Annotated in this window: 27 protein-coding genes, 2 pseudogenes and 1 riboswitch; of the genes and pseudogenes, 2 read left to right on the top strand and 27 right to left on the bottom strand. The window is 42.5% G+C overall.

Translation table 11 applies throughout. The features are described 5' to 3' along the window. Nucleotides 1–5: 5 nt before the first annotated feature. The 5 genes from AC58UU_RS21680 to AC58UU_RS21660 all read right to left on the bottom strand — a co-directional run bounded on the left by AC58UU_RS21680 (nucleotide 6) and on the right by AC58UU_RS21660 (nucleotide 2,865). A complete protein-coding gene (locus AC58UU_RS21680) occupies nucleotides 6–836 on the bottom strand; it encodes a sugar phosphate isomerase/epimerase family protein (protein WP_497318783.1) in 831 nt (276 codons plus the stop codon). 187 nt (nucleotides 837–1,023) lie between these two features. Further along, nucleotides 1,024–1,317 (bottom strand): DUF5316 domain-containing protein, encoded by a 294-nt coding sequence (locus AC58UU_RS21675; protein ID WP_497318782.1) that lies wholly within the window; start codon nucleotides 1,315–1,317, stop codon nucleotides 1,024–1,026. A gap of 14 nt (nucleotides 1,318–1,331) precedes the next feature. Further along, nucleotides 1,332–1,838, bottom strand: coding sequence for a DUF402 domain-containing protein (locus tag AC58UU_RS21670; protein WP_497318780.1), 507 nt, complete (start codon nucleotides 1,836–1,838; stop codon nucleotides 1,332–1,334). A 33-nt stretch (nucleotides 1,839–1,871) separates the two neighbouring features. Further along, nucleotides 1,872–2,327 carry a GNAT family N-acetyltransferase gene (locus AC58UU_RS21665; RefSeq protein ID WP_497318779.1) on the bottom strand — a complete coding sequence of 152 codons (456 nt, stop codon included), beginning with the start codon at nucleotides 2,325–2,327 and terminating at the stop codon, nucleotides 1,872–1,874. Nucleotides 2,328–2,427: 100 nt separating this feature from the next. Further along, nucleotides 2,428–2,865, bottom strand: a complete 438-nt coding sequence (locus AC58UU_RS21660; protein WP_497318777.1) for an Lrp/AsnC family transcriptional regulator — start codon at nucleotides 2,863–2,865, stop codon at nucleotides 2,428–2,430. A 151-nt stretch (nucleotides 2,866–3,016) separates the two neighbouring features. Here AC58UU_RS21660 and AC58UU_RS21655 point away from each other — a divergent pair, with 151 nt between their 5' ends. Continuing rightward, entirely contained in the window at nucleotides 3,017–4,024 is a 1,008-nt protein-coding gene (locus tag AC58UU_RS21655) for an oxidoreductase (protein WP_497318776.1), read from the top strand. Between the two features lie 67 nt (nucleotides 4,025–4,091). Here AC58UU_RS21655 and AC58UU_RS21650 read toward each other — a convergent pair whose 3' ends face one another. The 17 genes and pseudogenes from AC58UU_RS21650 to AC58UU_RS21570 all read right to left on the bottom strand — a co-directional run bounded on the left by AC58UU_RS21650 (nucleotide 4,092) and on the right by AC58UU_RS21570 (nucleotide 17,098). Further along, on the bottom strand, nucleotides 4,092–4,574 hold the full coding sequence (locus AC58UU_RS21650; protein ID WP_497318774.1) for a DinB family protein: 483 nt from the start codon (nucleotides 4,572–4,574) through the stop codon (nucleotides 4,092–4,094). Between the two features lie 194 nt (nucleotides 4,575–4,768). After that, nucleotides 4,769–5,269 (bottom strand): LURP-one-related/scramblase family protein, encoded by a 501-nt coding sequence (locus AC58UU_RS21645; RefSeq protein ID WP_497318773.1) that lies wholly within the window; start codon nucleotides 5,267–5,269, stop codon nucleotides 4,769–4,771. A 266-nt stretch (nucleotides 5,270–5,535) separates the two neighbouring features. Then, nucleotides 5,536–6,186, bottom strand: a complete 651-nt coding sequence (locus AC58UU_RS21640; RefSeq protein WP_497318771.1) for a CAP domain-containing protein — start codon at nucleotides 6,184–6,186, stop codon at nucleotides 5,536–5,538. Nucleotides 6,187–6,190: 4 nt separating this feature from the next. After that, nucleotides 6,191–6,323, bottom strand: a riboswitch (cyclic di-AMP (ydaO/yuaA leader). A gap of 163 nt (nucleotides 6,324–6,486) precedes the next feature. Continuing rightward, the gene (locus tag AC58UU_RS21635; RefSeq protein WP_497318960.1) at nucleotides 6,487–6,957 is read right to left on the bottom strand and encodes a DinB family protein; all 471 of its coding nucleotides are present in this window, start codon (nucleotides 6,955–6,957) and stop codon (nucleotides 6,487–6,489) included. A 110-nt stretch (nucleotides 6,958–7,067) separates the two neighbouring features. Continuing rightward, a complete protein-coding gene (locus tag AC58UU_RS21630; protein ID WP_497318769.1) occupies nucleotides 7,068–7,877 on the bottom strand; it encodes an RnfABCDGE type electron transport complex subunit D in 810 nt (269 codons plus the stop codon). After that, nucleotides 7,867–8,760, bottom strand: a complete 894-nt coding sequence (locus tag AC58UU_RS21625; protein ID WP_497318768.1) for an FAD:protein FMN transferase — start codon at nucleotides 8,758–8,760, stop codon at nucleotides 7,867–7,869. Before AC58UU_RS21625 ends, AC58UU_RS21630 begins: the two co-directional genes overlap by 11 nt. Nucleotides 8,761–8,771: 11 nt before the next feature. After that, nucleotides 8,772–9,200, bottom strand: coding sequence for an FMN-binding protein (locus tag AC58UU_RS21620; RefSeq protein ID WP_497318767.1), 429 nt, complete (start codon nucleotides 9,198–9,200; stop codon nucleotides 8,772–8,774). 236 nt (nucleotides 9,201–9,436) lie between these two features. Beyond that, nucleotides 9,437–9,538, bottom strand: a pseudogene (locus AC58UU_RS21615) (Gfo/Idh/MocA family protein); the annotation flags it as partial. 108 nt (nucleotides 9,539–9,646) lie between these two features. Beyond that, complete coding sequence (locus AC58UU_RS21610; RefSeq protein ID WP_497318765.1) at nucleotides 9,647–9,805, bottom strand: DUF1427 family protein; 159 nt, start codon at nucleotides 9,803–9,805, stop codon at nucleotides 9,647–9,649. A gap of 3 nt (nucleotides 9,806–9,808) precedes the next feature. Next, a pseudogene (locus AC58UU_RS21605) lies at nucleotides 9,809–10,133 on the bottom strand (NAD-binding protein). A gap of 696 nt (nucleotides 10,134–10,829) precedes the next feature. Then, on the bottom strand, nucleotides 10,830–11,669 hold the full coding sequence (locus tag AC58UU_RS21600; protein WP_497318764.1) for an ABC transporter ATP-binding protein: 840 nt from the start codon (nucleotides 11,667–11,669) through the stop codon (nucleotides 10,830–10,832). 42 nt (nucleotides 11,670–11,711) lie between these two features. Continuing rightward, nucleotides 11,712–12,500: an ABC transporter ATP-binding protein gene (locus tag AC58UU_RS21595; RefSeq protein WP_497318762.1), complete on the bottom strand. Its 789-nt coding sequence runs from the start codon at nucleotides 12,498–12,500 to the stop codon at nucleotides 11,712–11,714. A 4-nt stretch (nucleotides 12,501–12,504) separates the two neighbouring features. Further along, nucleotides 12,505–13,350, bottom strand: coding sequence for an ABC transporter permease (locus AC58UU_RS21590; protein WP_497318760.1), 846 nt, complete (start codon nucleotides 13,348–13,350; stop codon nucleotides 12,505–12,507). A 3-nt stretch (nucleotides 13,351–13,353) separates the two neighbouring features. Continuing rightward, nucleotides 13,354–14,304: a nickel ABC transporter permease gene (gene nikB / locus AC58UU_RS21585; RefSeq protein ID WP_497318758.1), complete on the bottom strand. Its 951-nt coding sequence runs from the start codon at nucleotides 14,302–14,304 to the stop codon at nucleotides 13,354–13,356. After that, nucleotides 14,301–15,935: a nickel ABC transporter substrate-binding protein gene (nikA, locus tag AC58UU_RS21580; RefSeq protein ID WP_497318756.1), complete on the bottom strand. Its 1,635-nt coding sequence runs from the start codon at nucleotides 15,933–15,935 to the stop codon at nucleotides 14,301–14,303. Before nikA ends, nikB begins: the two co-directional genes overlap by 4 nt. A 17-nt stretch (nucleotides 15,936–15,952) precedes the next feature. Beyond that, nucleotides 15,953–16,648: a class I SAM-dependent methyltransferase gene (locus AC58UU_RS21575; RefSeq protein WP_497318754.1), complete on the bottom strand. Its 696-nt coding sequence runs from the start codon at nucleotides 16,646–16,648 to the stop codon at nucleotides 15,953–15,955. 72 nt (nucleotides 16,649–16,720) lie between these two features. Further along, nucleotides 16,721–17,098, bottom strand: coding sequence for a (2Fe-2S) ferredoxin domain-containing protein (locus tag AC58UU_RS21570; RefSeq protein WP_497318753.1), 378 nt, complete (start codon nucleotides 17,096–17,098; stop codon nucleotides 16,721–16,723). A gap of 324 nt (nucleotides 17,099–17,422) precedes the next feature. On the opposite strand from AC58UU_RS21570, the gene AC58UU_RS21565 reads away from it, so the two are divergent. Continuing rightward, the gene (locus tag AC58UU_RS21565; protein ID WP_497318752.1) at nucleotides 17,423–19,174 is read left to right on the top strand and encodes an ABC transporter ATP-binding protein; all 1,752 of its coding nucleotides are present in this window, start codon (nucleotides 17,423–17,425) and stop codon (nucleotides 19,172–19,174) included. A 300-nt stretch (nucleotides 19,175–19,474) separates the two neighbouring features. On the opposite strand, the gene AC58UU_RS21560 is transcribed toward AC58UU_RS21565, so the two are convergent. The 5 genes from AC58UU_RS21560 to AC58UU_RS21540 all read right to left on the bottom strand — a co-directional run bounded on the left by AC58UU_RS21560 (nucleotide 19,475) and on the right by AC58UU_RS21540 (nucleotide 26,229). Further along, nucleotides 19,475–21,700 carry an FAD-dependent oxidoreductase gene (locus AC58UU_RS21560; RefSeq protein WP_497318751.1) on the bottom strand — a complete coding sequence of 742 codons (2,226 nt, stop codon included), beginning with the start codon at nucleotides 21,698–21,700 and terminating at the stop codon, nucleotides 19,475–19,477. 100 nt (nucleotides 21,701–21,800) lie between these two features. Next, entirely contained in the window at nucleotides 21,801–23,426 is a 1,626-nt protein-coding gene (locus tag AC58UU_RS21555; protein ID WP_497318750.1) for a response regulator, read from the bottom strand. After that, complete coding sequence (locus AC58UU_RS21550; protein ID WP_497318749.1) at nucleotides 23,423–25,162, bottom strand: sensor histidine kinase; 1,740 nt, start codon at nucleotides 25,160–25,162, stop codon at nucleotides 23,423–23,425. Before AC58UU_RS21550 ends, AC58UU_RS21555 begins: the two co-directional genes overlap by 4 nt. A 257-nt stretch (nucleotides 25,163–25,419) precedes the next feature. Beyond that, nucleotides 25,420–25,761, bottom strand: coding sequence for a DUF1801 domain-containing protein (locus AC58UU_RS21545; protein ID WP_497318748.1), 342 nt, complete (start codon nucleotides 25,759–25,761; stop codon nucleotides 25,420–25,422). 33 nt (nucleotides 25,762–25,794) lie between these two features. Next, nucleotides 25,795–26,229: a YciI family protein gene (locus AC58UU_RS21540; protein ID WP_497318747.1), complete on the bottom strand. Its 435-nt coding sequence runs from the start codon at nucleotides 26,227–26,229 to the stop codon at nucleotides 25,795–25,797. Nucleotides 26,230–26,339 lie beyond the last annotated feature (110 nt).

Raw genomic sequence — 26,339 nt, 5'->3', positions numbered from 1 at the left:
TTGATTTAATTCAAATAAGGTGTTGCAAGCTTCCTTACACGCTCAATACCTTCCCACATATCGCCAGGTCCGTCATATACAAGAGTTATGGGACCTTCATACCCAGCTTGCTTGGCAACTTCCATACAGCGATTAAAATCAACTTCATCCGGATATCCATCCGCATTCGTTTGTGCTTTGGCATGGATCGACTCACTGTGCGGAATCGTTTTGACAAGTTCACCATATTTCTCTATTCCTTTAAAATTGCCAAAATCCGAGGTTAACCCAAGGAGCTCCCCGCATCCTTCCAATAAAGCAAGGCAATTATCCGCGATTGATGTTAGTGAGTGAAAGTTTTCTGTAACAACGCGTACTCCCTGCGCAGCAGCATAACTACTTAGTTCTCTAAGTGCATCAACTGATCTCTTCAAAGCTTCTTGATCCGAAGGTTCCGCATCACCGGCTATCACGCGTACCCTTTCAGCTCCTGCTCGTGCAGCAATATCGATCCATCCTTTGATCCACGCAATGTCCGATTGTCTGCGCAAATCATCCGAACTGGAAATATCACCGTATTCAATTAGCAGCGTGTAAAACTGGAGACCCGCTTCTTTGAATGCGTGTTTCAATCCTTGCAAATAGGCTTCACTTGTATGAGGGAAATGAAAATGACACACTTCCAGTGATCTAAACCCTTTCTTCGCAAGAACCGCTGGTAATTCAAGCAGAGAGATGAGTTCAGGTTGGTCTTGGGTATCCGTTATTTGAGTACACGTGTTTTCATCCCAGCGGGTCCACCGCAAAGCCCCCAAATTCCGATGTAAGCTCCAACTCGTTAATGATAAAAATGGCATATTTTCCACCCTTTCGTCGCTACTGTTTGGTAGTATCTTATCAGAGCGTTAGGGTGACGACAATATACGAAATCACAGATATATCTCTTATTGTGCTGCTTTTGTTCTAAATTATGGCATGCTTAATAAGGCAAGTACGTCGAACCTACTTCCCTTAATTCTTTTTTATAATTCAAAGAGAATTTCCTCACTTGATCAAATATACAATGAAGGCTAATACAGTATATGGGGAAACAAAGATTAACATTCTGCTTATTAATCTGTTTCTCTCATTTCTGTCTTTGGCATCTTCTGTATGATAATTCGCTCTTATTCTATCCCCACTTAATAAAGCCCCAGATAATATTGCGGATAAGACTAACGTACCCAGTACGATATACATTAATAATGTAAATAGCTTATTTACGTCAAGTATTCTCCAAGTAATTAAACTGATTATTGTGGCGGAGATACCACCCCATAGAAGTGTTTTTTTCACCATTACCCTCCATAATTTTATCTTGGAATACGGTCAATAAACATTTCGATTGATCCATCAAAAGGAAACGTTTTATTTCTAATAAGTTCCTTTAGGCCCAGTAACTCTTTCCTAGCTTTATGAATTAGAGCTTCTGGATATGCAAATTTAAATGCATTGCTCTCAAACTCATCTTCGTCAACAACTTTCCATTCACCGTTTCTTTGTACATAATCTAGGTCTAAATCCACAAAAGAAACAATGTTACCATTAATCTTCGCAGGTTGGTTTATGTTGCAATAATATTGTTGAATTTTACCGCCAACTACATCGGCGCTAACAGTAAACCATGAATGAAATGAGAAAAATTCTATAGTCCAAGCCTCTATGGTAAATACCTTTTGCTTCGTGTAATGATTTAATTTTCTTCCGTACTCGCCTAAGACAAAAATGTGTGAATCGGTCTTCTCTAATAAAGTTGTGTTCCATTCATAATGTAGTAAATCTCCATATTTTAAAGCCTGAATGGTTATATGATTATCCATTGTATCATCCTTAAGATTCGAATATTCATGAACTCATAACTCTTTTGTCATAAATACACTATTTGGGTCTTCTATGTAATCCGAAAATGGCTTGCAATATTGGAATCCAAAACTTTCATACAGTTGTTTAGCTGGTTCGAAAGCATCCATTGAGCCCGTTTCCAAACTTAGCCGTTGATAGCCACGTCGCTTGGCTTCTTCAATGATATGTTCAAGGATTCGTCTTGCAACGCCCTTTCTTAAATGTGATGAAGAAGTTCGCATTGATTTTATCTCACCGTGTTGACTATCAAGTTCCTTAATTGCCCCACAACCAACTAATTCATCTTGTTCCCAACCACTCCAGAAGGTGATTTCTGGTTTTTTCAATTTATCAATATTTAGGGCATGTGTACTTTCTGGCGGAGATAGAGCTGCCATATTCTGAAGATGTTCCCCGATTAATGCAACCACTTTAGATCCCGTTAAATCATCTATTTTAATATCCATTAAAATCACTCCTCTAATTAACTCTTCTTTCCATTAGTTTAATTAATGTTTGGACAACTTTCAATACTCGGCAAGGTGATGAAACCTCGGGGGAAGCCCTTTATTCGCCATTGTCAGCGATCAAACGCTTATTTTCAATCGCCGCCGAAAGTACGATAAGCGTTGAAGAGAAACCGTGTGGGCTGCACGAATCGAGAAAAACGGTAAACGATTCCATCGATGCGGTAATTATTTTCATCATAAAATTATACTCCCCGCTAATGCGATACAATTCGATGACGTCCGGGGATTGCGAGCAGAATTCCTGGAAATCCAGACAATTGCTCGTCTTGAACAGCACGAACGCCGTGACGTCTTTGCCGAGCTTCTTGGGTGAGAGAACCGCCTTGTAGCCGGCGATGATCCCTTGTTCCTCAAGCTTGCGTATCCGTTCCGTAACGGCAGGCTGTGTCATAGCGATCGTCCGGCCAATTTCGGCAACCGGCATTCGTGCGTTTTCATGCAGCAATGATAGTATTTTACTATCGATTCCGTCCAAAGTGATTCCTCCTTCATTTTATATGCTCAGATCGTATTTTTAACTTTAATATGAAGGACAGCGGTTATTATTAACATGTTTTATGTATGTAAATTATAACTCTAACTTTATACAATGTCATTATAAGATAATTTGAAGGAGTGGATAACAAATGATCACGACAAAATCACTTACCCTCGACACCTCTCTCACCATTGGCAGCGTCGAGCTTCGTAACCGGTTAATCATGGCGCCTATGCAGCAATACAAAGGTTCGCCGGAAGGTTATGCGACAGAGCATCATGTTCAGCATTACGCTAGAAGGGCGAATGCAGTCGGATTAATTATCGTGGAGTCGACGGCTGTGTCCAATAACGGCAGACTGGTACCTAACGACATTGGCATTTATTCGGATCGACACACCGACGCGCTAAAAAGAGTAACTGATGCCGTTCACACCCAACATACACCGATATTCGTTCAATTGTCTCATGGGGGAAGAAAGTCGGATCCGGAAGTAACGAAGCGGCTCATTGCGCCTAGTGCGATTCCTTATGACGACTCGTACGGAAAGCCTGCGGAATTGTCTGTCTCCGAGATTGAGTCCCTCATTGAGGATTACCGATTGGCTGCCCGACGCAGCATCGAGGCGGGTTTTGATGGAATTGAGGTACATGCAGCTCACGGATTTTTGATTCACCAGTTCTTGTCGCCGATTTCCAATCTCCGCAACGACGCGTATGGTGGATCGCCTCTAGGCAGGGCGAAATTTTTGCAAGACACACTTGCCGCAATCCGCTCCGAAACCGGCCGTAATTATCCGGTTATCGTGCGGATCTCCTCGACAGATTACGTCGATGGCGGCCTAAATCCACAGGATCTTGCGCTGATGCTCAAACCACTCGCCGCGGACAATCTTCTTGACGCGATTGACGTATCATCTGGCGGCCTGCTGCCCATCCAGCCAACGGATACACATCCAGGCTACCAACTGCCTGACGCAGCCGTCATTAAGCAGCATTTAGACGTTCCAGTCATCGCCGTCGGCAAAATCTATACCCGCAGCTTTGCGGACCGCATCATCGGGGACGGGCTAGCGGATGCCGTAGCAATAGGGCGACCGCTGCTGGAGGACCCCGATTTCGCGCTGAAAATGATTGGCCGAATGGACTTTTTTTAACAAGCCCATTTAATAGAAAAGAGGAGCTGCTGAGAAGCAAGCTCCTTTACTAACGTTGCATGCTATCTCAATCAAGAATACTCATAATTTGCTTTTTGTGGTGATCATCGTGCTCAGTAAATTCTTGAATTATGTATACCAGTGAATATGGCGTACCTGTTCTAGGACAATTTGACACACCGTTTGCTGATACTTCTAACAGTAATTCCTCTGATTTCATGCTCTTTAATATATCGATCAGTTTCATTCTGTCGCTTGAGAATTCTTGAAGAAGTTGATCTTTCGAAATACCCGAATTTGCGTATTGATATGCTTTACTGTTGAATGAGTTGAAATCGGGAAACTCCATTCCTTTGCCCTCCCTGATGGAAGGAATGACAACATTCATTAAATGAAGATCCCAATTTCTAAGATGTGCGATGATTCCGGCTATCGATGCTTTTCCTACTGTAATTGGGCTGTGCCAATCTTTATCACTTAGTTGATGCAAAATATTTGTCCATTTACAAAACTGTTCGTATTCACTAATTGTGCTGCTGCGTAAATCCATGAGATCACCTCTTAGTCATAATGGATAGATCATAGCACACATCTACGAACTAGAACACACATTCGCACTATTGCTCACCTGTTAATGGAAACATTCATTTACCATTACATAAAAAATGATCAGACAGCCATGGCCATCTGCTCATTTTAGTATTCAACTATAGTTCTCAGATGAACATCTATTTTGGTCTTCACTCAATAGATTGCGTTTGCCCCAGAGTTCTGCCTTTTCTGAATCGCGTGCATTCCCATGATCACCGCGACAAGTTCGTAAGTATCCAAATTTTCGCATTGATTCTTCAGAAGAAAAGCGCCTGAAGAAAACCATCCGTTTACTTGTTCGAAACGGGCAACAAGCGCGCCGGATTCATCAGATATCTCATATTCTTTTGAAAATACTGGGGATATAATCTCGTAGTTACCCCGCCCTTTGGTTTCATATGTGAATTTTTTGGTGAAAAACGCAATTCTGCTTCTCAACACACCTAATTGTCCACCATCTGCACCCGTAACCTCCCATTTGCTTGAGAAGATCGGAAAACTTCCTTTGCACAACAGTTGGCCATTCTGCCCATACACCTCGATCGCAGATCCAAAAGAGCTTTTCAAATCAAGATGACCGACGGTTTCTTCCTGTTCACCTAGAATCTCAGTAACACCGGTATTAAAAAAATTATCCCGAAAATATAGATTCATTCACTCGCCTCCCTTTGATATTTATACGATGCAGAGGATGTAGAGTTACACATATTCCCAGTTATTTTCCAAATATCGTTCGGTCATTCCCTTTTGTGATCAATTGACTTCAATATGTTCGAGATGATTGTTCCCCATCCAAGACTGAGGATAGCATAGTGTTTTATTAGCAAAATAAAGCGCAGTTGCACGCCTTGCAACAAAAAAACCAGCAACAAAAAGTTGCTGGTTTTTCTTGAAATATTCTGCAGACATACGTTAGTGCGTTAATTGCTAATGAATTCCTGTACCCATTCGCCGTTAAAATAGGCAACACCAATTTGGGTGAAGTTGGGGCTAAGAATGTTTTGACGATGACCCGTGCTGTTCATCCAAGCTTCCATGACAGCTTCAGGCGTTTGTTGACCTTTTGCAATGTTTTCACCTGCGTATGAATAGCGAATGCCGTATGTGCTCATCATATCAAAAGGCGACCCATAAGTCGGCGAGGTATGATCGAAATAACCATTGTTGTACATATCCTTCGCTTTGTCCAAAGCCATGGCGGTAAGTGCGCTATTGCTGGTTAATGGACGCAATCCAGCCTTTGATCGTTCTTGGTTAACTAAGTTAACGACTTGGTTAGCAAAAGTTGTTTGAGATGGCGCAGTCGTAACTGGCGTTTTAGTACCAGCATTTGTGTTCGTGCTGCCAGGAATGTTGAGGCTCATACCAGACCAAATCACGTTCGGATTGGCAACTTGAGGGTTTGCCTTAATAAGCGAAGATAGGCTTATGCCATACTTCTGGGATATTAACCACATTGTATCATTACCTGATACCGTATGGGTTGCTGGTGCGGCCATTGCCGCACTCGAACCTACGAGAACGCTCAAACCTATTGCGCCGGTAACCACAAGCTTTTTGTAACGTTTCAAAATAAACCTCTCCTTTTGCGGCCTGCGAGGTTAGCTGTCGGATTCGGATCAAAGAGTAATCACCCGGCCGCTGACGCGGCTTCACCCCAAATAATGGGTCCCCCGTGCTTCACATGAAGCTTCGGCCTTCTGAGTTATTTGATCCATATGGATCTCACAAATTGTAACATGTGAAATCATAGAGAACATGACTCAAAATTTTCCAGAAATATTTTGCAAGCGGTATCAGCCGTCACTTCTTGACCAAAATATTAACTAAGAAAATATCTCAATTCCTTGAAATTCCGTTGAAAACCACATTCAATCCCAAATTCGTGGCCGATCGATTCCAGCCGTTCGCATATAATCTAGCAGTTGCCCGGTGTGAACGGATTCGTGGTATGCGATCCTCATTAACATATCTCCTAAAGTTCGAACATACCCTACGTCACTTCGATTAATTTTAATATTTGACAAATCCTCAGGGGTGAACGTTTTAACGGTATTCAAGAATTGTTCTCTGTACACTTGTGCGAATATCAGTTCATCTTCCACCGAAGAAAATTCCCGATTGTCAAAAGGAGAATCGTATGAAGATAGACTTCCTCTGTTCAGTATTGCAAGATGATAATAATGCTCGCCGTCCAATATGTGCCGGATCATTTCTTTAATGTTTAAGGCTTGTGCATCAGGCCTCCAATCCAGCATAGTTAGAGGAATAACGTTCCAAACTTTAATACTTCTACGTCGGACTTCTTCCAAGTTCAATATAACAAGATCTGTTCCGTTAATGATTAACACTCCTTTAAACTTCTCAATAATTCATGCCTAGTTGTTTTATAATTGTCTGTATTTCCTTACGAACAAATATACAGTACATTTGTTCGTATGTAAATAATCCCTCATTTAATTAGTCTGCCAGGCTTTATGATAGTGGCGTTCCTAAGCTTCGGTACAAGTAAGTGGTATAAGTTCCCGATAAGCAATCCTATAAATAAGTACATCAAACCTCCAAAAATGCCATAAATAACTGCACCCACGATCGCACTAAGGAAGCCAAAAATAACTTGATCCTTATATTTAGCTGGTGAAGTAGGCGGATCTGTTAGCATAAAAAGAGCAAAGAAAAGAGAAGCATTGATAAAAGGTGATCGAAGTGCGTCAGTGGCGTCTCCGACATCAATAATCCCCATAATAAATAATAAGATGAAATACGTTCCTAGAAATGAAAAAACTTGTGGGAATTTGTTCACCCGGTTCGTCACAATGTATCCGCCAATTAATAGAAACACGACTGTCCATGTGGGAAGATCCCCGAATGCGCCCCACCAGCTTTGTCCTGTTCGAAAGAATAGGATGGACAGAAGCAGTCCGAAAGCCGCTGGATTGAAGATTGGTTTTTTCTTATGAACAAGTAAATGTTTGGACAAAATAGCGATAATGGAAGTTGCAGCAACAATATACCATGAGGAAGTTGTGCTTAAGATTAAAGCAATGATTAACCCTGTTATCACTGCACCATCCGGCATCATTCGCTTCTTTTTGGCAATGCGGGAACAAAGGATATCCACGGCTGTAGAAATTCCGACGGCAATAATGCCATTATAAATGCCCGTGAAATCTAATGACCATATGGCGGCAATTATTAGAAAGGCAACCATGGAAACTACGACATATCCCTTTGGTGTTTTAATCCATTGGTTAGCTGTCATTATAATTACCCCCTACACTATAAATTTGTAAATCGGATGTAATCAAGATTCCCTTGAGATCAAGTTGTTCTATTAACGTTCTCCCGCGGTCCAACCCCAATAAAAAGAAGGCCGTCGAAAAGGCGTCCGCCATCATAGCGTAAGGGGCGAAGACGCTGCAGCTGACCAATTCGCCCGGTGATTGTTTAGTTCTGGGGTCGATGATATGATGCATACCAACTTTTAATGCACACTTGCGCTCGTAACTTCCAGAGGTACAGACCGACTCATTCGATATTTCAACTGTGTGTATGATTTGTTCTTTATACTCGGGGTGCTGAATGCCAATTCTCCACTTGCTGCCGCTTTCGTCTACTCCCCCAGCATAGAGATCACCTCCGGCATTGACAACAAATCCTTCAAATTCTTTCAACTCATGAGCAGCCAAGTCGATGGCGAATCCCTTAGCCGCGGCACCTAAATCAATCACCAGCGGCTTCCGCAAATACAACGTACGATCCTGTTCATTTAAGATGATATCCCGATAGGTAGCGGAACCCGAAGAGGAACTTTGGATGGTCTCCCCAGTTAAATAATGCTGATTGAATCCCAGTTCTTCCATTGCTTTTCCCACCGTAGGATCAAATATGCCATTCGTCCATTTCGCCACCTCCAAAGCAAACTTCAAAGGCTCAAATAAAAACGGACTAATCCGAACTGGAGTTTTTATTACTCGGCATGCCTCCATCAATTCACTGTCCAGGCTGAAACGACTGCAGGCTTGTTCGACTTTCCGAAATGCCTCGAAAGCCCGATCAATGGCTGCTTCTGTCAGGTCCTTTGATTTCCGAGAAACGACCTGTATATCTACAACAGTATCCATAAATAATTTCGTTTTTTTCATGATTTTGCCCATTATGAGTTTCTCGCCTGAGAGAGCGCATCTTGTACGGCATCTTTAAATGCTTGTGTACTGTAAGTTGCACCCGAAACATTCCGTACTTGCGCACTTTGTTTTTGTACCACTTCTTTAGGCAGCCCTACAACGTCATCAATTGTATAATGCATGGCAAAATGACTGATTTCAACATCTGTAATTTTATCGCTTTTTATGGTGACTGCCACCTGAATTGATCCTCGTCGATTACTTCCTGTACCCATATAGGTACCCTCTTTATAAAGTTTATTTGTTTGACTGCTTTTAGTCTGTGTAACTTGGGCTTGTTGTGGTGGTGGTGGTTGCTGTATCGTTGCCTGAGTTTCCGTTGCGAAATATCCTGCGGCATAAATAGCTCCAATGGCTGTTGAGCACAGAGCGACCCACTTTTTGTTCATTTTTGCCATGTGAATCCCTCCCAAATAATGCTTCATCGATAATTTCATTATATGGAGAGATCATTAAAATTTTCTTAAGCGTAGCTGAATGTATTCGGAATCTATTGTTTGCTTGGAAAACTAAATAAACTCCCATCCCTAAAGAGGGCCGAGAGTAAAATCTCCGTGCTTCCACCCAAGTTCATCCATGCATAGCGCAGTGCTCTCATTAATAAGCCTACATCTGACATGGGGATTCACTGTTTAGCAATTCCTACTATTTCCGCTCCGGCTTCGATGGCTGAAGGGAAAATGTTCGTTGATGCATGAAAACCGGCACCTATAAAACAAAGTCTGGATTTGTTCACTTTTATCGCTTCCTTTTATCCTAAGTTTATCTTTGCAGCACTAATAAGATAGAAAAAGAAGGATGAAACCGTAAAAACTCTTCCTCCTTTTTCATTTTGTCCTGCTTCCTATTTCAGAAACAATTCCAGTAACTTGCCGCCTGCATAAATACCTACAATTCCTAGAATACCCGACAGTACTGGCGGTGCGGGCAAAGGCAGCTTCAACAGCTTGAATAAAATACCAATAATTAAACCTGCTCCTAATGACAACAGAAGCTCCTTCATATTTTAGACACCTCGATTGTTAGACTGCATCCTTAAATTCGATGGCTTAATGTCTGGGCTTAGCCTTTCGATCGAAATGGCATCCGTTGATAACGCATCCAATTCAATTTCCCTTGAAAAGTGACCCGCATTTGCCAGAATCGTTCCATCCTTCATTTTAGCCAGATACTCCTCTGAATCCATCCAGTGCTGTCTCCAGGCCAGCGATTGGATGGTTGTCGACCACAATAACTTGGCCTCCCAAATTACGTAAATATCGAGCTACACCTCGGCCGCACGTTCCATATCCGATAATAACAAACCGTCGGGTAGGTACTATCAAATTCATCGTACGCATAAAACCTTCGACAATCGTCTGTCCTACACCGTGCTTGTTCTCAATAATTTGCTTCAAAGGGCTGTCATTTATTACAATAATCGGAACTGGATATTGGGACTTTAAATCTTCTCTTATCAGGTTCGCACCTGTTGTAGTTTCCTCCGTGCAACCGATCAAGACTTCAACACCATAATGTTGAATCAGCGTCCTTGTTAAATCAGCACCATTATCCAATAATAGCTGCGGTTTATGCTGTAATACACTGTGAATATTGCGCTCATGCTCTTCGCGGCCATCGGATCTTTGACCATATACAGTAATCCCTTCCTCTTGCAAAGCTGGCTTATGTCTAAGATAAAAGATTTGTAAAACAAAAAAAAAGGACACATGTCCTTTTTCGAATAATATTTTCTATTAGGTTGGCTGACCCATCAGATCATGCTTTTATCATGGATAGTTCCCGTTCCATAAGCAGCCGATTTCTGTTCGGTGAAAGTTTCTCGATAAATTTTTTGGAGGAATCATAGAGCTTGCTGGCTAGCACTTTATTTAAAAAAACCGAAAATCGGACATCCTGCTCTATCCATTTTTGATACATATCCGCCTTCAATCTAACCCACCCATCTTGATGCGAATCCTGTTCTGTGAATTATGATACTTTAAACTCATAATAGCATAGTTGAACCCACATACTCCCAACTCGTCCTAAATGATTGCCTGCCTTTCGATATTTCTTATCTCTACTCGTCTTGTCCTCTGATCTGGGTGTGAAGGAAGCTGTGAATCCAGCAGCTTTCTGGAAGCAGAATGTTGTAATTGCTCTAAACGGTCTGGACTATCTGCCCAATCAACAATCTCCCCACGATCCATAACCGCCACACGATCAGATAAATAACGGGTCGCTTTGACATCATGAGAAATAAAGAGATAGGATAATCTATACTTCATCTTGAAGTGTTGCAGAAGCTCAAGAATTTGTGCCTGTAGTATCCTGTCGAGACTACTAACCGCTTCGTCTAATACGATTAACTTTGGGCGCAGAACCAACGCGCGTGCAATGCATAACCGCTGCTGCTGCCCCCCGCTAAACTGATGCGGTAATTTGTCCGCATCTGATGCTCCCAGACCTACTGCGTCCAGCCATTCTAAGCAAACAAGATCCAGCCTCCGAGCCGTATATCGCTCATAGTTGAGCAACGGTTCAGCAATGATTTGTCGAGCAGTCATCCGGGGATTCAAAGCATCCGAGCAGTTTTGAAACACCGCCTGCAGATTCCGACGAAGCGTATGGGCATCCCTTGCAGATTCATTCAGCCAATCCCTATTTTGAAATAGGATTCGCCCTTTGTCAGGTCGTACCAAGCCGAGCACAAGCTTGCCTAATGTGCTCTTGCCTGATCCACTTTCCCCGACGATTCCGAGACATTCGCCGTCCTGCATTTCAAATGAAATATCGTGAATGACCATTGAGCGGGTTGTTTTTCCCCAAAAGGTTCGTTCTGACTGATAAGATTTTGAAATTCCAGCTACCTCTAGCAACTTCACTCTTTTCCCCTCCCAACTCTTTGACGTTTTTACAGCGAATTATCAGAATCTAGTATTTACGAGTAAATGGGCATAAGGATGTACAGGATTGTTGAATAACTGATGAACCGGTGCTGTTTCAACAATCTCGCCTTGGTACATGACCGCAACATCATCTGCTAGCTCTGCGATAACGTCTAAATCGTGTGTCACGATGATCAGCGCAGTACCGGCATTCCGGCACAACTCTCCGAGTTCTCGCAATACGAGCAGTTGACTCCCCGTATCTAGGGCAGTTGTGGGTTCGTCTGCAATTAAAACATCAGGTCGAACAACCATCGCTATAGCAATCATTACTCGTTGAAGCATGCCTCCACTCAATTGGAAAGGGTATTGATTCATCAATACTGCAGGTCTAGGCAGATTCATCTGCTCTAATGCGGCTATTGCCAGCTCCCATGCTTCCTTCCGCCCCATCTTCCCTTGGCCCCTTAACGTTTCGACAAAGTGGTCGCTAATTCGGCGTATTGGATTAAACGCGGCCATCGGATTCTGCATGATCATGGACAAACGTGATCTTCGCAACGTGCGCCACTCTTCCTGTGTGAGCATTGTCAACTCCCGTCCATGTAGAGTGATACTTCCACTGTTTATTAGCGCATTCGTTGGCAATAAACCCATACAAGCAATACACGTTATCGATTTGCCGCTTCCGCTCTCCCCGACGATTCCTAGCACTGCTCCTGGTCGCAACTCCAGACTTACCCCATTAATCAAACGTGTTATGCCTTCCGGTTTTCTGAGATCTATTGTTAAATTATGGACTGAAAAAACAGATTGGTTCGCTTCCACACGTTCACCTTCCCTTAGGATCGAAATAGTCTCGGAGCGACTCGCCAAGTACATTGCAAACGATCACGACAAACATGACAGCTAGACCGGGAATCCACATCATTTCAGGATGTTGACGAAGCTGCTGACGCGCTTCGTTCATCATCATCCCCCACTCCGGCGTCGGAGCCTGAACGCCTAAACCGAGAAATGAAAATCCGGTTACTTCGAGGATCACTGTACCGATTTCAAGCGAGGCCAATAATAGAATCTGTGGAGATATGTTAGGAAAAATATGACGCCATACAAGCATCCATCGACGTGTACCATTTACTGCTGCCGCCTGAATAAAACTTCGTGTATTTACAGAGAGTACCATACCTCGTATCATGCGAGCGTAAAATACCCATTGTGACAATACAAGCGCCAAGATCAGACTCATAACCCCCGTTCCAAAAATGCCAAGCAGCGCAAACGAAAGCACGAGCGTTGGAAAGGCAAGCAACAAATCACACAGCCTCATGAATGTCGCATCAACTAAACCACCTTTGAGCGCAGAGAAAGTTCCTATCACCATACCAATCAAGAGGGTAAATACCATCACAGCAATGGAAATGCCGAGCGAGGTCCTAATCCCCATAAGAAGTCTAGACAGCACACATCGACCGAGGTGATCTGTTCCAAATGGATATTCGAGAGATGGCGAGGCAAACTTATGAAGCAGTTCTACGTGGTTCGAATCATGCGGGGCGAGCCAAGGAGCGGCTATGCCTGCTACTGCAATTCCTGCTAACAAGACTCCGCAGCCAATTTGGAGTCCCCTATTTCTAATTCCAGGGAGAGCGCGGTTGCTTCGAAACGCTCCTATCATCTGTTACACCCCTTCCTTGATGTTCAATCGTGGATCCAGGATCCTGTACAAGATATCAACTATAAAATTAATCGTAACAATCACGACAGCCATCAGAAGTACATAACATTGAATGACCGGATAATCCCGGTTCAAGATGGACTCTATCAGAAACCGTCCAAGCCCTGGCAGGCTAAAAATTTGCTCGACAATGACCGTTCCGCCCAACAAATGGCCAAACATTACTCCAGTTGCTGTGATTATGGGTAGTAGAGAATTGGGAAGAATATGTCGAAATAAGATGACTGATTCTCGGATTCCCCGTATTCGTGCGTATTGTACGTAAGGTTCTTTAATGTTCTCAAGTATACTGGCGCGAAGCATACGGGAGAGGAAAGCAACCTGTGAAAAAGCAAGTGTGAGAGTAGGTAAAACGAGATGTTTCCAGCTTTGATTCCCTTGTGTTGGCAGCCAGTCTAATTTCAGAGCAAACCAATAAACTAGAAAAAAACCTAACCAATATCGCGGCATCGATATCCCAATAAAAGAAAGAACTCTGCAGAGCTGGTCAAACCACCTACCTTTGTACAAAGCGGAAAAGGCACCGAGCGGAATACTAAAGAGCAGTGACAGTCCAATGACTGTCACTGCAAGCTCCAATGTGGCTGGAAATTTACCTATAACATCGCTCCAAACCGGTGTTTTACTGACAAACGAATTTCCAAAATCAAGGTGGCAAGCCTTCCATAACCAATTGACGAATTGCGCCGGTAGAGGACGGTCCATCCCCAGTTCCTTCCGCATGGAGGCAATCGCTTCCTCAGTAGGTGTCAAATTCGACATTCGAAGTATCACCTCGGCTGGTTCAACCGGTACGAGCCGTACCAGGATGAAGGCCAGCAGTGAAATGCAGAACAGCTGAATTGGCAGTCCCGCCAGACGTCTTAGCATATATCCTAGTACTGAAGCGCTCATTTAGATGTAACATCCAACGTACCAAACGGGAAATCATATTTGGTCGCGTTGAATTTAAGTCCTGTTAAGTTTTTATGATAAACAGCTATCATGGATTCGTAAGCAGTTGGATAGAATACGGCTCCATCGTGAATCTGAGTCAAAATAGAGCGATAAAGCTCTTCTCGCTTTTTCTCATCCGTACTTGCGAGCACTTCCTTGCTCTGGGCATCGATTTGCGGTTTCGTCGAAAGTCCCAGAAGCGCTTCGTGTATGCCTGTTTTCGCTTGTGTACTTGTTGTAACAAAATTATGCGGGTCATTAGGTACCCCGTAGGTGTTCCAGAAGTTCAAGTGGTAATCGCCTGACTTCAATCTTCCATTTCCAACCATCAGTTCTTCGCCTTTGACTTGCACTTGAACACCAATCTTTGCTAGCTCAGCTTGTATAATTTCAGCCATTGGCTTTTGGATCGCATCGGTACTGACATACACGAGGTCAAGCATTAGTGGTTTACCATCCTTCTCTCGTACCGACTTACCAGCAGGAAGCTTCCATCCTGCTTCATCTAGCAGCTGCTCAGATTTCTTCGGATCATAGGCATAAGGCTTTATATCAATATTCGAGTAAGGGAAATTGCTAGCCATGATCGTATCTGCCTTTTTTTCCAAACCTAAGGTGACGCTTTGGATCATCTTCGCTTTATCAATACCGTGCTGAATAGCCAGTCGGACATTCATCTCCGAAGTAGGAGCTTTAGCACTATTCAGGATGACTGACCTTGTGGTTAGCGGATCTGAAGTGCCTGTGTTGTATTTGCTTGAATCTCTCAAGTATTTAAAGTTGTCCATGCTAATGATGCCAGCACCAACTATCAAATCAATTTCATGTTTCTCAAATGCAGTTACAATCGTTTCGGAGTCCGGAATGATGAGTACTTTTACTGAACCCAGCTTGGGCTTCATTCCCCAATAGTTCTCATTCCGACTAAATACTGCATACCCATCTTTCTTATATTCAGTTAGCACCCAAGGTCCGGTACCAATCGGCTTCACAATCGCCTCCGAAGTCTTGCCATCCGTAGGAAATCCTGCATCCGCCAAAAATCGAAATGGGCGAGCAAATGCTAGTTCCTGAAGCAAAGGATAGTAAGGCTTCGTTAGAATCAGACGAATCGTATAATCGTCGATTTTTTCCGTTCTATCGAGCACAGTGACAATTCCCATCCAGCTATGCCGCTGTTTATTAGCCATAATGGCATCTATATTTTTCTTTGCATTATCTGCGTTAAAAACGGAACCATCGGAATATTTTACATCTTTCCGAAGGTGGAACGTATAGATGACTCCGTCATCTGAAACCTCCCACTTTTCGGCTAAACGCGGAACGATTTTGCCACCTTCCACATAGTCAACAAGTGGCTCATACACCATAGCTTGGGCAAACACTTGACTCGGACCGTATAAATGGGGATTAAGAGGTCCAACATCTGCATTCCAAGCCATCGTAATCATCTTTGGGGTCGTCTTCGATTGTTTCTCTGTATCCATTCCGCCTGCTTTCTTGTCAGCGCTTTCTGAACAAGCTGTTAGACTCAGGGCTAAGATCAGCATAAGAATAGACGATAATTTCAATTTTTTGTATGAAAACATAGGATAAGGTCTCCTTTTTAATTTTGGTTAATCGGAGCAACGAAACGGAATATGTAGGCTTGCTCGTATTCGTACAACATGCGATCTTCAATGCGACGGAACCAACGATCATTTGAAGACAGTTCGATATACTCAGTTGGAACCATACGTTGGATACCCACTTGGAATCCTTCAATCCAGAACGCTCCAGCAATATCATTCAGCGAATGCAAGTTCATCGGGACGGCACCACTGCTATTGATCTTATCCTGAATGTCCGGCAAGCTTGGATTCCCTCTATAATCGGTGTATGTAGCGTAATAAATGCCCCCAGGCTTCAAAGCTTTTTTTATTTTCCTGGCGTGCTCTTTCAATTCGGAGATCAAATAGATCACAGAAATGCTGAAGGCAAGATCAAAGCGATGATTGAACTTCTCTGGAGTGGATGTCGCTTCATAATGCAGCGGTAAGCTGCCTTTGCGTGAATTAGCTACATCTACCGACTGACGTGCAAGATCAATACCTACTCCTTCCCTGAATGGCCGCTGCTCGTAGAGAAAACGCAGGAATCCCCCTTGATTACATCCAAAATCAAGCACATCGTTTCGCTGCAAATCTTCCTCTTCCACAAATCCAAGCACTTTCTTCCAATGGCGAAGATGTTCTTCCTCCATCTTTTGTTCGCCTTCAGCCTTTTCCAGCCACCAAACGTCGTACAATTGATCCTTGCTCATTCCGATCTCTTCTCCTTTTTATGCTGTATCAGTAAATTTTACGATTATTAGATACATCTACGCCTTTCCAACTCATATCTTTTGCTTCACTTCTCCCTTAGCAACATTCGGCGAACGTACAAAGCTGCCTTTGTTGTTTGCGTCGTAGGTATGTGTATGTTGTTCCCGAATTGGCTCCCCATCAAGTAGATGTTGGTTAACAAGAAGCCGTCCTATCTCAGGTGTAACGTCCTTGTACCAAACCCCTTCGGGGTATACAATGACCACGCAGGCATCTTGACACCGTCCGTTGCAGTGAGTCCTGCTCGTATGGATGAGCACGTCCGCCTTACTACGCGTAATTTCATCCCGAATTGCCTGTGTAACCTCTTCCCCTTGCTTGCGCATACAGCTGGCGCCGTTGCAAATTAGTACATGATGGCGCGTTTCTGATAAGTCCCATGTTGACATGTGTATTCAACCCCTAAGCTCTTAATTTATTGTAATAATTACGATTAAACACCATATGAAACCAAACACCCCTATTAAGATCGGCTATTATCTCGTTTCATTGAGGATTGCGCTTTGTTGCTTAGGAAGTCTATACTTATTAGTAATATTTACTATTAACAAATTCGATTTTACTTATATTAACGTATATTGTCAACACCGATGATTCCTTCGTTTAGGAAAATATCTTTTTGGTGGCATGTCTTTGAATATCCTATAAGGATTGCTATAATAGGTCTGGTTTAAAGAGTTCTCTATCATCAGTCTAAAGAGGAGTATGTCTAAATGACTAGTTTCAAGTTATATTTCAAATTTGTCAAACCGTATTGGAAACTTGTTCTTGTCACCATATTGATTGGTATGGTCAAATTCGCAATTCCTTTAACCTTACCTTTAATTATGAAATATATCATCGATGATTTGTTGTTGAGTACCATTTCAATAGCAGAAAAAACGCAAAAGCTGATTGAGGTGATGATTTTTGCTTTTGTACTTTTTGTTATTATTAGGGCTCCAATTGAATACCTTCGACAGTATTTCGCTCAATTAACAACAAGCCGTATTCTTTACGATTTACGAAATCAGCTTTATGCTCATATTCAAAAGCTGTCCTTACGTTATTATCAGAATCATAGAACAGGCGAAATTATATCTCGAATGATAAATGATGCTGAGCAAACAAAAAGTATCGTTGAAACAGGATTAATGAATGTGTGGCTCGATTTATTCACCCTTACAATCGCTATCGCATTTATGATTCATATGGATTTTGGTCTAACCATGGTTGCTATAGCCGTATTTCCCTTATACGCCTTTTCTGTCAAAACGTTATATAAAAAGCTAAGAAATTTAACCAAATCTCGCTCTCAAGCCCTTGCGGAAATGCAAGGCTATTTACATGAAAAGGTAAGTGGAATTCCGGTTATTAAAAGCTTCACTTTAGAAGATTATGAAAAAGAAAATTTCGGTCTAAAAAACAATAAATTTCTAAATCGTGCATTGGCACTGACGAAATGGAATGCTATAACCAACTCCATCATTAATACAATAACGGATACTGCCCCTTTGTTAGTTTTAGCCTATGGCGGATATCAAGTTATTCAAGGTAATCTAACAATAGGAGCATTTGTAGCCTTTTTTGCCTATTTAGATCGCTTGTACAGTCCGCTCCGGCGTTTGGTTAACTCCTCAACTGAATTAACTCAAGCAAGTGCTTCTTTAGATCGAGTAATTGAACTTATGAATGAGCCCTACGACATTGTTGATTCTTCACAAGCAAAAATAGTCCAAAAAATAAAAGGGAAAATTGATTTTCAAGATGTTAGTTTTCGTTATGATAACTCATCGGATTGGGTGTTGAAAAACATTCAGCTTACTATTCAACCTGGTGAAACGATTGCGTTTGTAGGAATGAGCGGCGGAGGGAAATCTTCACTCATCAGCTTGCTCCCTCGGTTTTACGATATTCAGCAAGGGAACATTTTATTGGATGATAGGAATGTTAAAGACATCACAATAAAGAGCCTGCGTTCTCATATAGGAATGGTTTTACAAGATAATATTTTGTTTAGTGGAACTGTTCGTGAAAATATACTTTTGGGTCAAACAAGAGCTGCCGAAGAAGAGATTATATATGCAGCTAAAGCAGCAAATGCACATGATTTTATTGTGAATCTGCCCAACGGATATGATACGGAAATTGGAGAACGGGGAATGAAGTTATCTGGTGGTCAGAAGCAAAGGGTTGCCATAGCCAGAGTCTTTCTTAAAAATCCGAGTATATTGGTTTTGGATGAAGCTACTTCCGCTCTTGACTTAGAATCAGAACATTTAATTCAAGAATCTCTCAGTAAATTAGTAAAAGATAGAACAACTTTGATTGTTGCACATCGACTATCTACAATTACTCACGCCGATCAGATTGTTCTCATTGAAAATGGTGAAATAAAAGAAATAGGAACTCATGAACAATTGATGAAAGAAGGCGGAGCTTATTTCCGCTTGTTCAATGTGCAAAATTTAAATGGAGTCGAGTGACCGTACTCTATCTGGCAGTAGTAGAAGGCAGCCGATCTAATCTGATCGGCTGCCTTCTACAATTTATTGACTCAAACGCTTTCTAATGGCGGCTGCACCAGCAGAAGCCTCCCAAGCTGAATCACCGTTAATTCATACCATTCCTGATGCTCTCTATAATGCTTCAAACTTTTCTGCTGTTTACGAGCCTCAAATACGCTCGAGTAATACTTCCGCCCAAGTAAGCTACTGTCACTTCTTCTCCATTTTTAAGCTTATGAAATACATTAGGAAGCCCTTCATGAGGGAAACATTGCTTCATCACCGCTTCACCTCTATTCCATTAGGCGCGAACAATTTGACTGCAAACACTTCAAAGTAAGGCGAACCATAAGTAGCTATGAAATCAAACCGGATTCGAGCTACACCTTTCGCATTCACCTTATGTTTATTCAATGTGAGACAATTCCCACTGACCTTAATTTCCCTCTCGGTTCCGTCTCCAAAGATTAATGTAACAGCGTAATCCCTAATCAGCGGTCCAATCGGATCATCGAAATGCTCCAAATCCAGTTGGGAATTGAAAACAAGATGAATTTCCTCTAGATTCTTTGGTTCAGCAAAAGTGAATTCCAACCATTCATGTCCTTCTGTACGTTCAGAAATCCACCCGTTTGGCAAACCATAGGGTCTGGAGTAACCATTGACAACATTTATAGGAGAATACATATTTTGTGAAGGCAGGAGGTCCTTAAAGCAAATGCTCTTATTGAATTTCTTCAGTTTGGATGGTTCTTCCGATCTATAATGGAAGCTGACCGCTCCTGTGATTTTCTCTTCATTACCGTACACGGCAAGGTTCGCAGAGCCTTCCAACACGATGTAAATTTTATCATCCGCAGGCTTCTTGCAGCCCAAGTCCAAAGTAATCCAATCGTCATGACCGGCCAAAATATCCACGCTGTAGCTTTTCAACTCATTCACAGGAATATAGTTTTCCTTCCGTTCCCCGCCAAAGAGCTTCACTCTCAATGTTTCCAACCGCTCGGAATCATTCTTGACTTTGATCCGTACACTCTCACTAAAGCCCGTTTGCATCGGTAAAACCAAACACAATCCTTTATCCAGAGGAATGGCTTCTGTTGGATGCTCATTGACAAAGCTGCGCTGAGACGAAGCCCGAACGATTAACCCGTCAGCGAAGTAAGGGTCCAATTCTTCTTTAAGCCCTACAATCGTTTGTCCGTCTCGAAGCAGCAGCGTTTGAAGCTCTCCGATATATTCTTCACCTATCGCAGTCGGGTCCACGCCGTATTTGACGCATAAAGAAGCAGCCGTTCCAACCGCCTGTCCCATGCATCCGCACGTTGCCATTACCCTAGTTGATCCGAATGCGACATGAGTAGCACTGATATTGCGGCCAGCGAACATCAGATTGGGAATGTTACAGGAATACAAACTGCGGAAAGGTATGTTATACAAGCCCGGTACAAAATTCCATGCTGTAGCCGGTCCGTCATCATAAATGCCCTTGGCAGCGTGCAAGTCCATATACCAGCCCCCAACGGATACGGCATCTTCGAAATGGGGCTTTGTGGTGAGATCGTTCTGCGACAACATATAATCCCCGATAAAACGTCTCGATTCCCGTTTCCCCGGAATTGGGCATACGTAATCCAAGATCAGCTGATCGACGTCGTCGAATTGGCCGCTGTTTTTGATATAATCCCAAATCCCGTAAACCAGTTTCCGAAGCTCCAAAGCGATATCTTCATTGTTTTTGATAATATCCAAATGACCGCCGTATTCCAGCCACCATAAACCGCCTAATCCATTGATTTTCCTGGGAATAGCTCGATGGTTTAAACCTTTCCTAATACTCTCGAAAAAGCTTAATTTCGTAATATCGTAGGCAAATTCAGGCCTCTTATAAGGAACTGGATACCCCACATCACGAGCTTGAAAAAGAATCGTATCTCCCATGGTGTAATGGTCCGCCACTTCAGGAGCCAAATCTTCATTGAATTCGTGCTTCGCTTCTCTCCCCCATCTGAAGAGAGCGCCTGCTTGAAAACCGACTACCCCGTCACCAGAACAATCGATATAGGTTGGGCTTTCAAAGCGAAATTTTCTTTCAGAAGCCAATTGCAGACCATCCACCCATTTGATTCTGCCGTTCTCCATCCCCGTTTCATGCACGCATGTATTCAGAAAGAGTGAAATGTTAGGCTCTCCATAGACCATATCCAGCAAGGCCATATCTGAAATCGAAAACATAAGCTTCTTGTTATATAAAGGGTTATAATGGAAAATCTTCAGCTTAAGTTCATCCACCAACCCGCCTTCGCGAGCATAATAAGATGGACTGTTTCCAAGATAAGCCGATCCATTGATATGAACCCTAACCTCGCTGCTGGCATTCCCTCCAAGAACGGGCCGATCATTAATGAGTGAAACTTGCAACCCATGCCGTGCGGCAGCAATGGCAGCGCAAACACCAGCAATTCCCCCGCCTACAACAGTTACATCCGATTTGATAATCTCCATTTTGATAACCTCCATGATTAGATACTCTCATCATGTTAGTCCATTTCATAACCGGTTTTTTACAACATTTCGAGAAAAATTCATACGATTTTTTGCTGCTTCATTTCAATTCATATCGAGTCATTTTTATGCGATATTGCTTTGGCGTATCCCCCGTAAATTCTTTGAAAAGTTTACAGAAGTAACCTTCATTCACAATCCCTACTTCCTCGCACAATTCCAAAATGGAATAATCCTTAACCTTTAACAGCTCAAGGGACAATTGAATTTTTTTACGATTGATGTAGCTAATCACGCCTTCGTTCATTGTTTTTTTAAATAGACTGCTGAAATACGATGGAGCCAAATTCACATCTTCCGCAATGGCTTCCAACGTTAATCGTTGCTTCAGATTTTGCTCGATAAACCGCATGGCTCTCATGATTTCTACACGATGCAAAGGTTTTCCGGCCTGTAAATATTCGAAAGTGAAGTCGCAAATATAAGTGAGCTGCTCCCTGAATGTCATGAAATGGATAGGGAACTCTTCTAGTTCTGCCGCTAAAGCGCTTCCTGATTTAAATTTCGCTGCAATGTCCCTGTACAATTCACGCAGTAAAGGTGCCATGATCGACTTCTGAATTTTGTTAGCCGTGACAAAATCGTATAAAGATGAAATTTTCTGCTCGAGTTCTTCCTTGGTAACCTCCCTCTGCATCCATGCAAGTAACTCAGTCAGCTTTTGTTGAAATTCCACCTTTTTCTCATCGTGATAATGGAAACGATGTGCAGGTGTTTTGACTATTTTCACAGTCGAATAATACAAGTCCTTACTCACATTTGTGGCTTCCGTGTATGCTTTTTTGATAGATTCCCAGCCTCGGTGCGTCCCGCCAAAAGCTACGGATACCGTTTGATTCAAGTATTGATTTAAATGGCTTACGATCTGGATGCCCAACGTCTGGCAAGCATCTTCCGTATCCATATCACTGCGGTTATTTTCCCAAGAAAGAAAACCAATAAACTGATTATCATATAAATCTGTAGCTACACCCATTCCAAAACTCAACACGGTTTCTTCAATGACATTGGCAATCGCATATTTCAAAATACTCTGGTCTGCCGCCGAATATTCATGCCGAAAGCTTTCATAATGGTTCATTTCAACAATAAAACAACAGTAGTAGGATTGAAAAAAATGAAATTGCATGCGATTTGCAAAATCTGATGCCCGATGAGATGGAATCTCACCACGGATCAGCTCGTTAAAAAATTGCTTGCGTGCTCTGTATTTATTTTCTAGGACGGAAACATGTAAAGATTGAAATTCCTCTTCCTTTTTCTTCATCTCATCCAGAACCCCAGCTGCTTTATCCAGAGCCCGCTCTACATCCGCTTCCCTCAAGGGAACTTTAACAATGTATTCCAATATGTTGGCATGGATAGCTCTCTGTGCATATTCGAAAGAAGAATAAGCTGTCAAAAGGATAAATTGCGTATGCGGAAGCTTCGGTTTCAGCTGCTCGATCATGGAAATTCCGTCCATTTTCGGCATGACAATATCAGATATAAGGATATCAGGCTTAAGCCTCAGAGCCTCTTCTATTCCTTGCAACCCGCTATTGGCTTTTCCAACTAAACGGAATCGTTGATCCTTATTTGTAAGCTCTCGAAAGAACAGCTCTAATCTTTGAATAATCAGATCTTCATCGTCAACAATGAAGCAGGTATACGTTCTCACCATCATGCATCTCCTTTCAAAATACTTGCCGGGAATATCGCACGGATACAAGTTTCCATCTTCGGTATGCTGATGATCTGCAGGCCATACTCTTCACCGTAATGAAGCTTTATTCGGCCATGAATATTATTCAGCCCAATTCTTTTCCTTTTTACTTCCAAATCACTCGACTCGGCATTTAAAATAGATGTTGTCTGTTCAGTCGGAATTCCCTCGCCATGATCAATGACTTCAACCATGACAAAATTTCCGTCCCGATAGGCTTGAATGGTGATGGAACCTTCAATTTGCCCCCCATTATAACCATGAAAGATACTATTCTCGACCATGGGCTGCAAGAGCATTCGAAAAACTGGAAAATCCAATAAACCCTCTTCGATCTTCACTATTAGCATAAAGTTCCGATTATAACGGATGTTCTGGATCTCGATGTAATCCGATACATTCTGTAGTTCTTGGCGCAGTGAAACTTTCTCCGAAGCGTCGGATATTCCGTATTCCAATATAGAAATAAGTGACCCGATCACAACATCCACTTTATCGATTTGCCCAAGATGTATGACATTGCTGATGGAGCCGAGCGTATTATACAGAAAATGAGGATTAATTTGCGATTGCAGCACTTGGATTTCCAGCTTTCGTTCAAGCTCGTTATGAAGCTCCGACCGTCGAATCAGCTCCACAATTTGCAGCAGCATCCGATCGAATGCTCTGGAAAGATCGCCAAACTCATCATTACGATTAATGGAAATTGTGGTTTCGAGATCACCTTGCTCCACCCGTTTCATTTTCGTTTTGAGCGAATACAGCGGAGTCCGTATGTATTTGGCAATAATGAAGGAAATGAATAAACTTAATAAGAGACCGGCAAGCAGTAGCCAAATATAATAGGTTTCTAGTCTAGTCAAAGCCGCCGCCATACGTGATTCATCGTTGATCGAGATGATGAACCAATTGAATTTCTCCGTAGGCTGTTTCAGAATAGATACCGGTACCCCTTCCCGGGTATGCAATTGAAAGCTTGTTCCGTTGGCATCAAGAATTTGTTCACCCGACGTTTCCCCGATTGAAAAAGAATGGTCTTGCACATCTAGAGGTCCTATATTTTCAGAAAACCCGGCAATGATTTTACCAGCAGCAGTAATTAGCGCGAGATTCATATGCTCTTGTTTATTAATTTTGAATAGTGTTTCCTCAATCGCTTTTAGGTCCAAATCTACCGCAATAGCCATTGGAGACGGCGAACCGTTCAAATACCGGACCATCGTCACCGTCCAGCCGGAATACTTGGACTTATACGGTTCACTGACAATTGTAGTCCCTCTATTCTTGTCTGCCGCATCAAACAGAGGTAATCTGTCAGGAAGCGGTTCATCGAAAATTCGGGTTGGCGTGCTGCCCCCGATGATGGATAAATCATCCTTGATCAAGTAAATGTTACTGACATAATTGCTGTTAAGTTCATACAGTTCCCTTAATTGTTTTTGGATCACTTCTTTATTGTTAATGTTGGCTTTCACCGATGTTTCGAACGAGAAAAGAATCGTCTGAAACGATGAAAAGTTAACGGTTAAATATTGGTCTACCTTAGCCAGAATTTGTTTCGTGTAATAGGCGTCGTTGGTTCTTATTTCCTTTTGGACATATCGGTAGGACAATTGGCTTATCAAAATAATACAGCTTAAAACAAACGCAAAACATATGAGAAATAATTTCAGAGGTAAGCTAATTCTTCTCCGCATGGGCCATCTTCCCTTTAAGTCTGTATTTATCACAAGAATAGCATAGTGCAACAAAGAGAGGGACATAAATTTTACATTCGTATCTGATTTATCTGGTCATTTGGAGACATTCCTCCGATTGTTCCTATCATAGCGTGTCAAACGATGTTAAATTTCTTATATTTTAAGAATTTCTTATAAGATCTTTATCTGAATACAAAAAAGACCACTGCATGGACATGCAACGGTCTTCCCAAACAAATAAAAAAGAACAGCGATTAAAGTGAGCCTGAAGCTTGACGTACCAATGACACCAGCTGCCCGGAATCAAATGAATCACCTTTACGCAGCTTCAGTGTTTTTCTTTCTGGGGGACCAGCGAACATGTCTTCCGGAAGCTCCAGTGCAGCAGCATTAAAAATCGTAAAACTGACCGCGTCTTTTGACGTGGAGATGACAGCAGCGTATTTTCCGTTTTTCAAAAAATGGGGCTTCTTGTACTGAATACGTTCTTGCACATCAGGTATGGCCTGGTGAACAACTTCACGCAGATTATTGGACTGTTCCCCTTGCCATGGTTCTTTTAACGCTACAATAAAATCGGTTACTTCTTGATTCATACTGATACACTCCTTTATGTTCGTAATGGTATATTATAATCTTTTCAACATGTTGATTTGGTCCTCTAAATCAGCTTCCATGGCCAGTATTCTAGGATCTCGCGTGGAATCCATATTCTCTTTGAGCTCCCGCATCTCGATATTAAATGTCCTGCATCCTCTTGGAAACGGCATTCGGAGCGCCCAATCTACAGCCTCATCTTCTGAATTCACATCGATCAAAGTATATCCTGCAATGAGCGCTTGATCTACCGGAAAAGGGCCGGCCGTCACCTCGAGCTCTCCCCCATGTAATGGATACAATATCCTGATCCCGCTGGAGCTAGGCTGAAGCTCTTCTGCAGCCAAGAGCGCACCGGCTCTGGCCAAAGACTTCTTGTACGCAACCATAGCATCGTTGTGTTCCCGGCTGAACTTTACCCCTGCCTCCGAATACCCTGTCGCCTTGATAATCAACATAAATCGCACAATCGTTTCCCTCCTTGTGGGGAAGATGACTTGAGGCAGCAGCTAGCTGCCCTAACCCTTCCCTTACTATGACGACGAACGGGAAACCCTGTAATCGACAAGGCGCTGAA

It is taken from the genome of Paenibacillus sp. JT22N1, from assembly GCF_059692155.1.
This window is presented reverse-complemented; position numbering and strand designations above follow the sequence as displayed.

Coding starts and splice junctions, on each gene's coding strand:
- AC58UU_RS21675 (WP_497318782.1), bottom strand. CDS start 1,317: ATGGTGAAAAAAACACTTCTATGGGGTGGTATCTCCGCCACAATAATC.
- AC58UU_RS21550 (WP_497318749.1), bottom strand. CDS start 25,162: ATGCGGAGAAGAATTAGCTTACCTCTGAAATTATTTCTCATATGTTTT.
- AC58UU_RS21575 (WP_497318754.1), bottom strand. CDS start 16,648: ATGAGCAAGGATCAATTGTACGACGTTTGGTGGCTGGAAAAGGCTGAA.
- AC58UU_RS21555 (WP_497318750.1), bottom strand. CDS start 23,426: ATGATGGTGAGAACGTATACCTGCTTCATTGTTGACGATGAAGATCTG.
- nikB (WP_497318758.1), bottom strand. CDS start 14,304: ATGAGCGCTTCAGTACTAGGATATATGCTAAGACGTCTGGCGGGACTG.
- AC58UU_RS21570 (WP_497318753.1), bottom strand. CDS start 17,098: ATGTCAACATGGGACTTATCAGAAACGCGCCATCATGTACTAATTTGC.
- AC58UU_RS21560 (WP_497318751.1), bottom strand. CDS start 21,700: ATGGAGATTATCAAATCGGATGTAACTGTTGTAGGCGGGGGAATTGCT.
- AC58UU_RS21625 (WP_497318768.1), bottom strand. CDS start 8,760: ATGAAAAAAACGAAATTATTTATGGATACTGTTGTAGATATACAGGTC.
- AC58UU_RS21645 (WP_497318773.1), bottom strand. CDS start 5,269: ATGAATCTATATTTTCGGGATAATTTTTTTAATACCGGTGTTACTGAG.
- AC58UU_RS21590 (WP_497318760.1), bottom strand. CDS start 13,350: ATGATAGGAGCGTTTCGAAGCAACCGCGCTCTCCCTGGAATTAGAAAT.
- AC58UU_RS21650 (WP_497318774.1), bottom strand. CDS start 4,574: ATGGATTTACGCAGCAGCACAATTAGTGAATACGAACAGTTTTGTAAA.
- AC58UU_RS21565 (WP_497318752.1), top strand. CDS start 17,423: ATGACTAGTTTCAAGTTATATTTCAAATTTGTCAAACCGTATTGGAAA.
- AC58UU_RS21610 (WP_497318765.1), bottom strand. CDS start 9,805: ATGAAGGAGCTTCTGTTGTCATTAGGAGCAGGTTTAATTATTGGTATT.
- AC58UU_RS21620 (WP_497318767.1), bottom strand. CDS start 9,200: ATGGCAAAAATGAACAAAAAGTGGGTCGCTCTGTGCTCAACAGCCATT.
- AC58UU_RS21545 (WP_497318748.1), bottom strand. CDS start 25,761: ATGAATCAAGAAGTAACCGATTTTATTGTAGCGTTAAAAGAACCATGG.
- AC58UU_RS21665 (WP_497318779.1), bottom strand. CDS start 2,327: ATGGATATTAAAATAGATGATTTAACGGGATCTAAAGTGGTTGCATTA.
- nikA (WP_497318756.1), bottom strand. CDS start 15,935: ATGTTTTCATACAAAAAATTGAAATTATCGTCTATTCTTATGCTGATC.
- AC58UU_RS21655 (WP_497318776.1), top strand. CDS start 3,017: ATGATCACGACAAAATCACTTACCCTCGACACCTCTCTCACCATTGGC.
- AC58UU_RS21670 (WP_497318780.1), bottom strand. CDS start 1,838: ATGGATAATCATATAACCATTCAGGCTTTAAAATATGGAGATTTACTA.
- AC58UU_RS21630 (WP_497318769.1), bottom strand. CDS start 7,877: ATGACAGCTAACCAATGGATTAAAACACCAAAGGGATATGTCGTAGTT.
- AC58UU_RS21680 (WP_497318783.1), bottom strand. CDS start 836: ATGCCATTTTTATCATTAACGAGTTGGAGCTTACATCGGAATTTGGGG.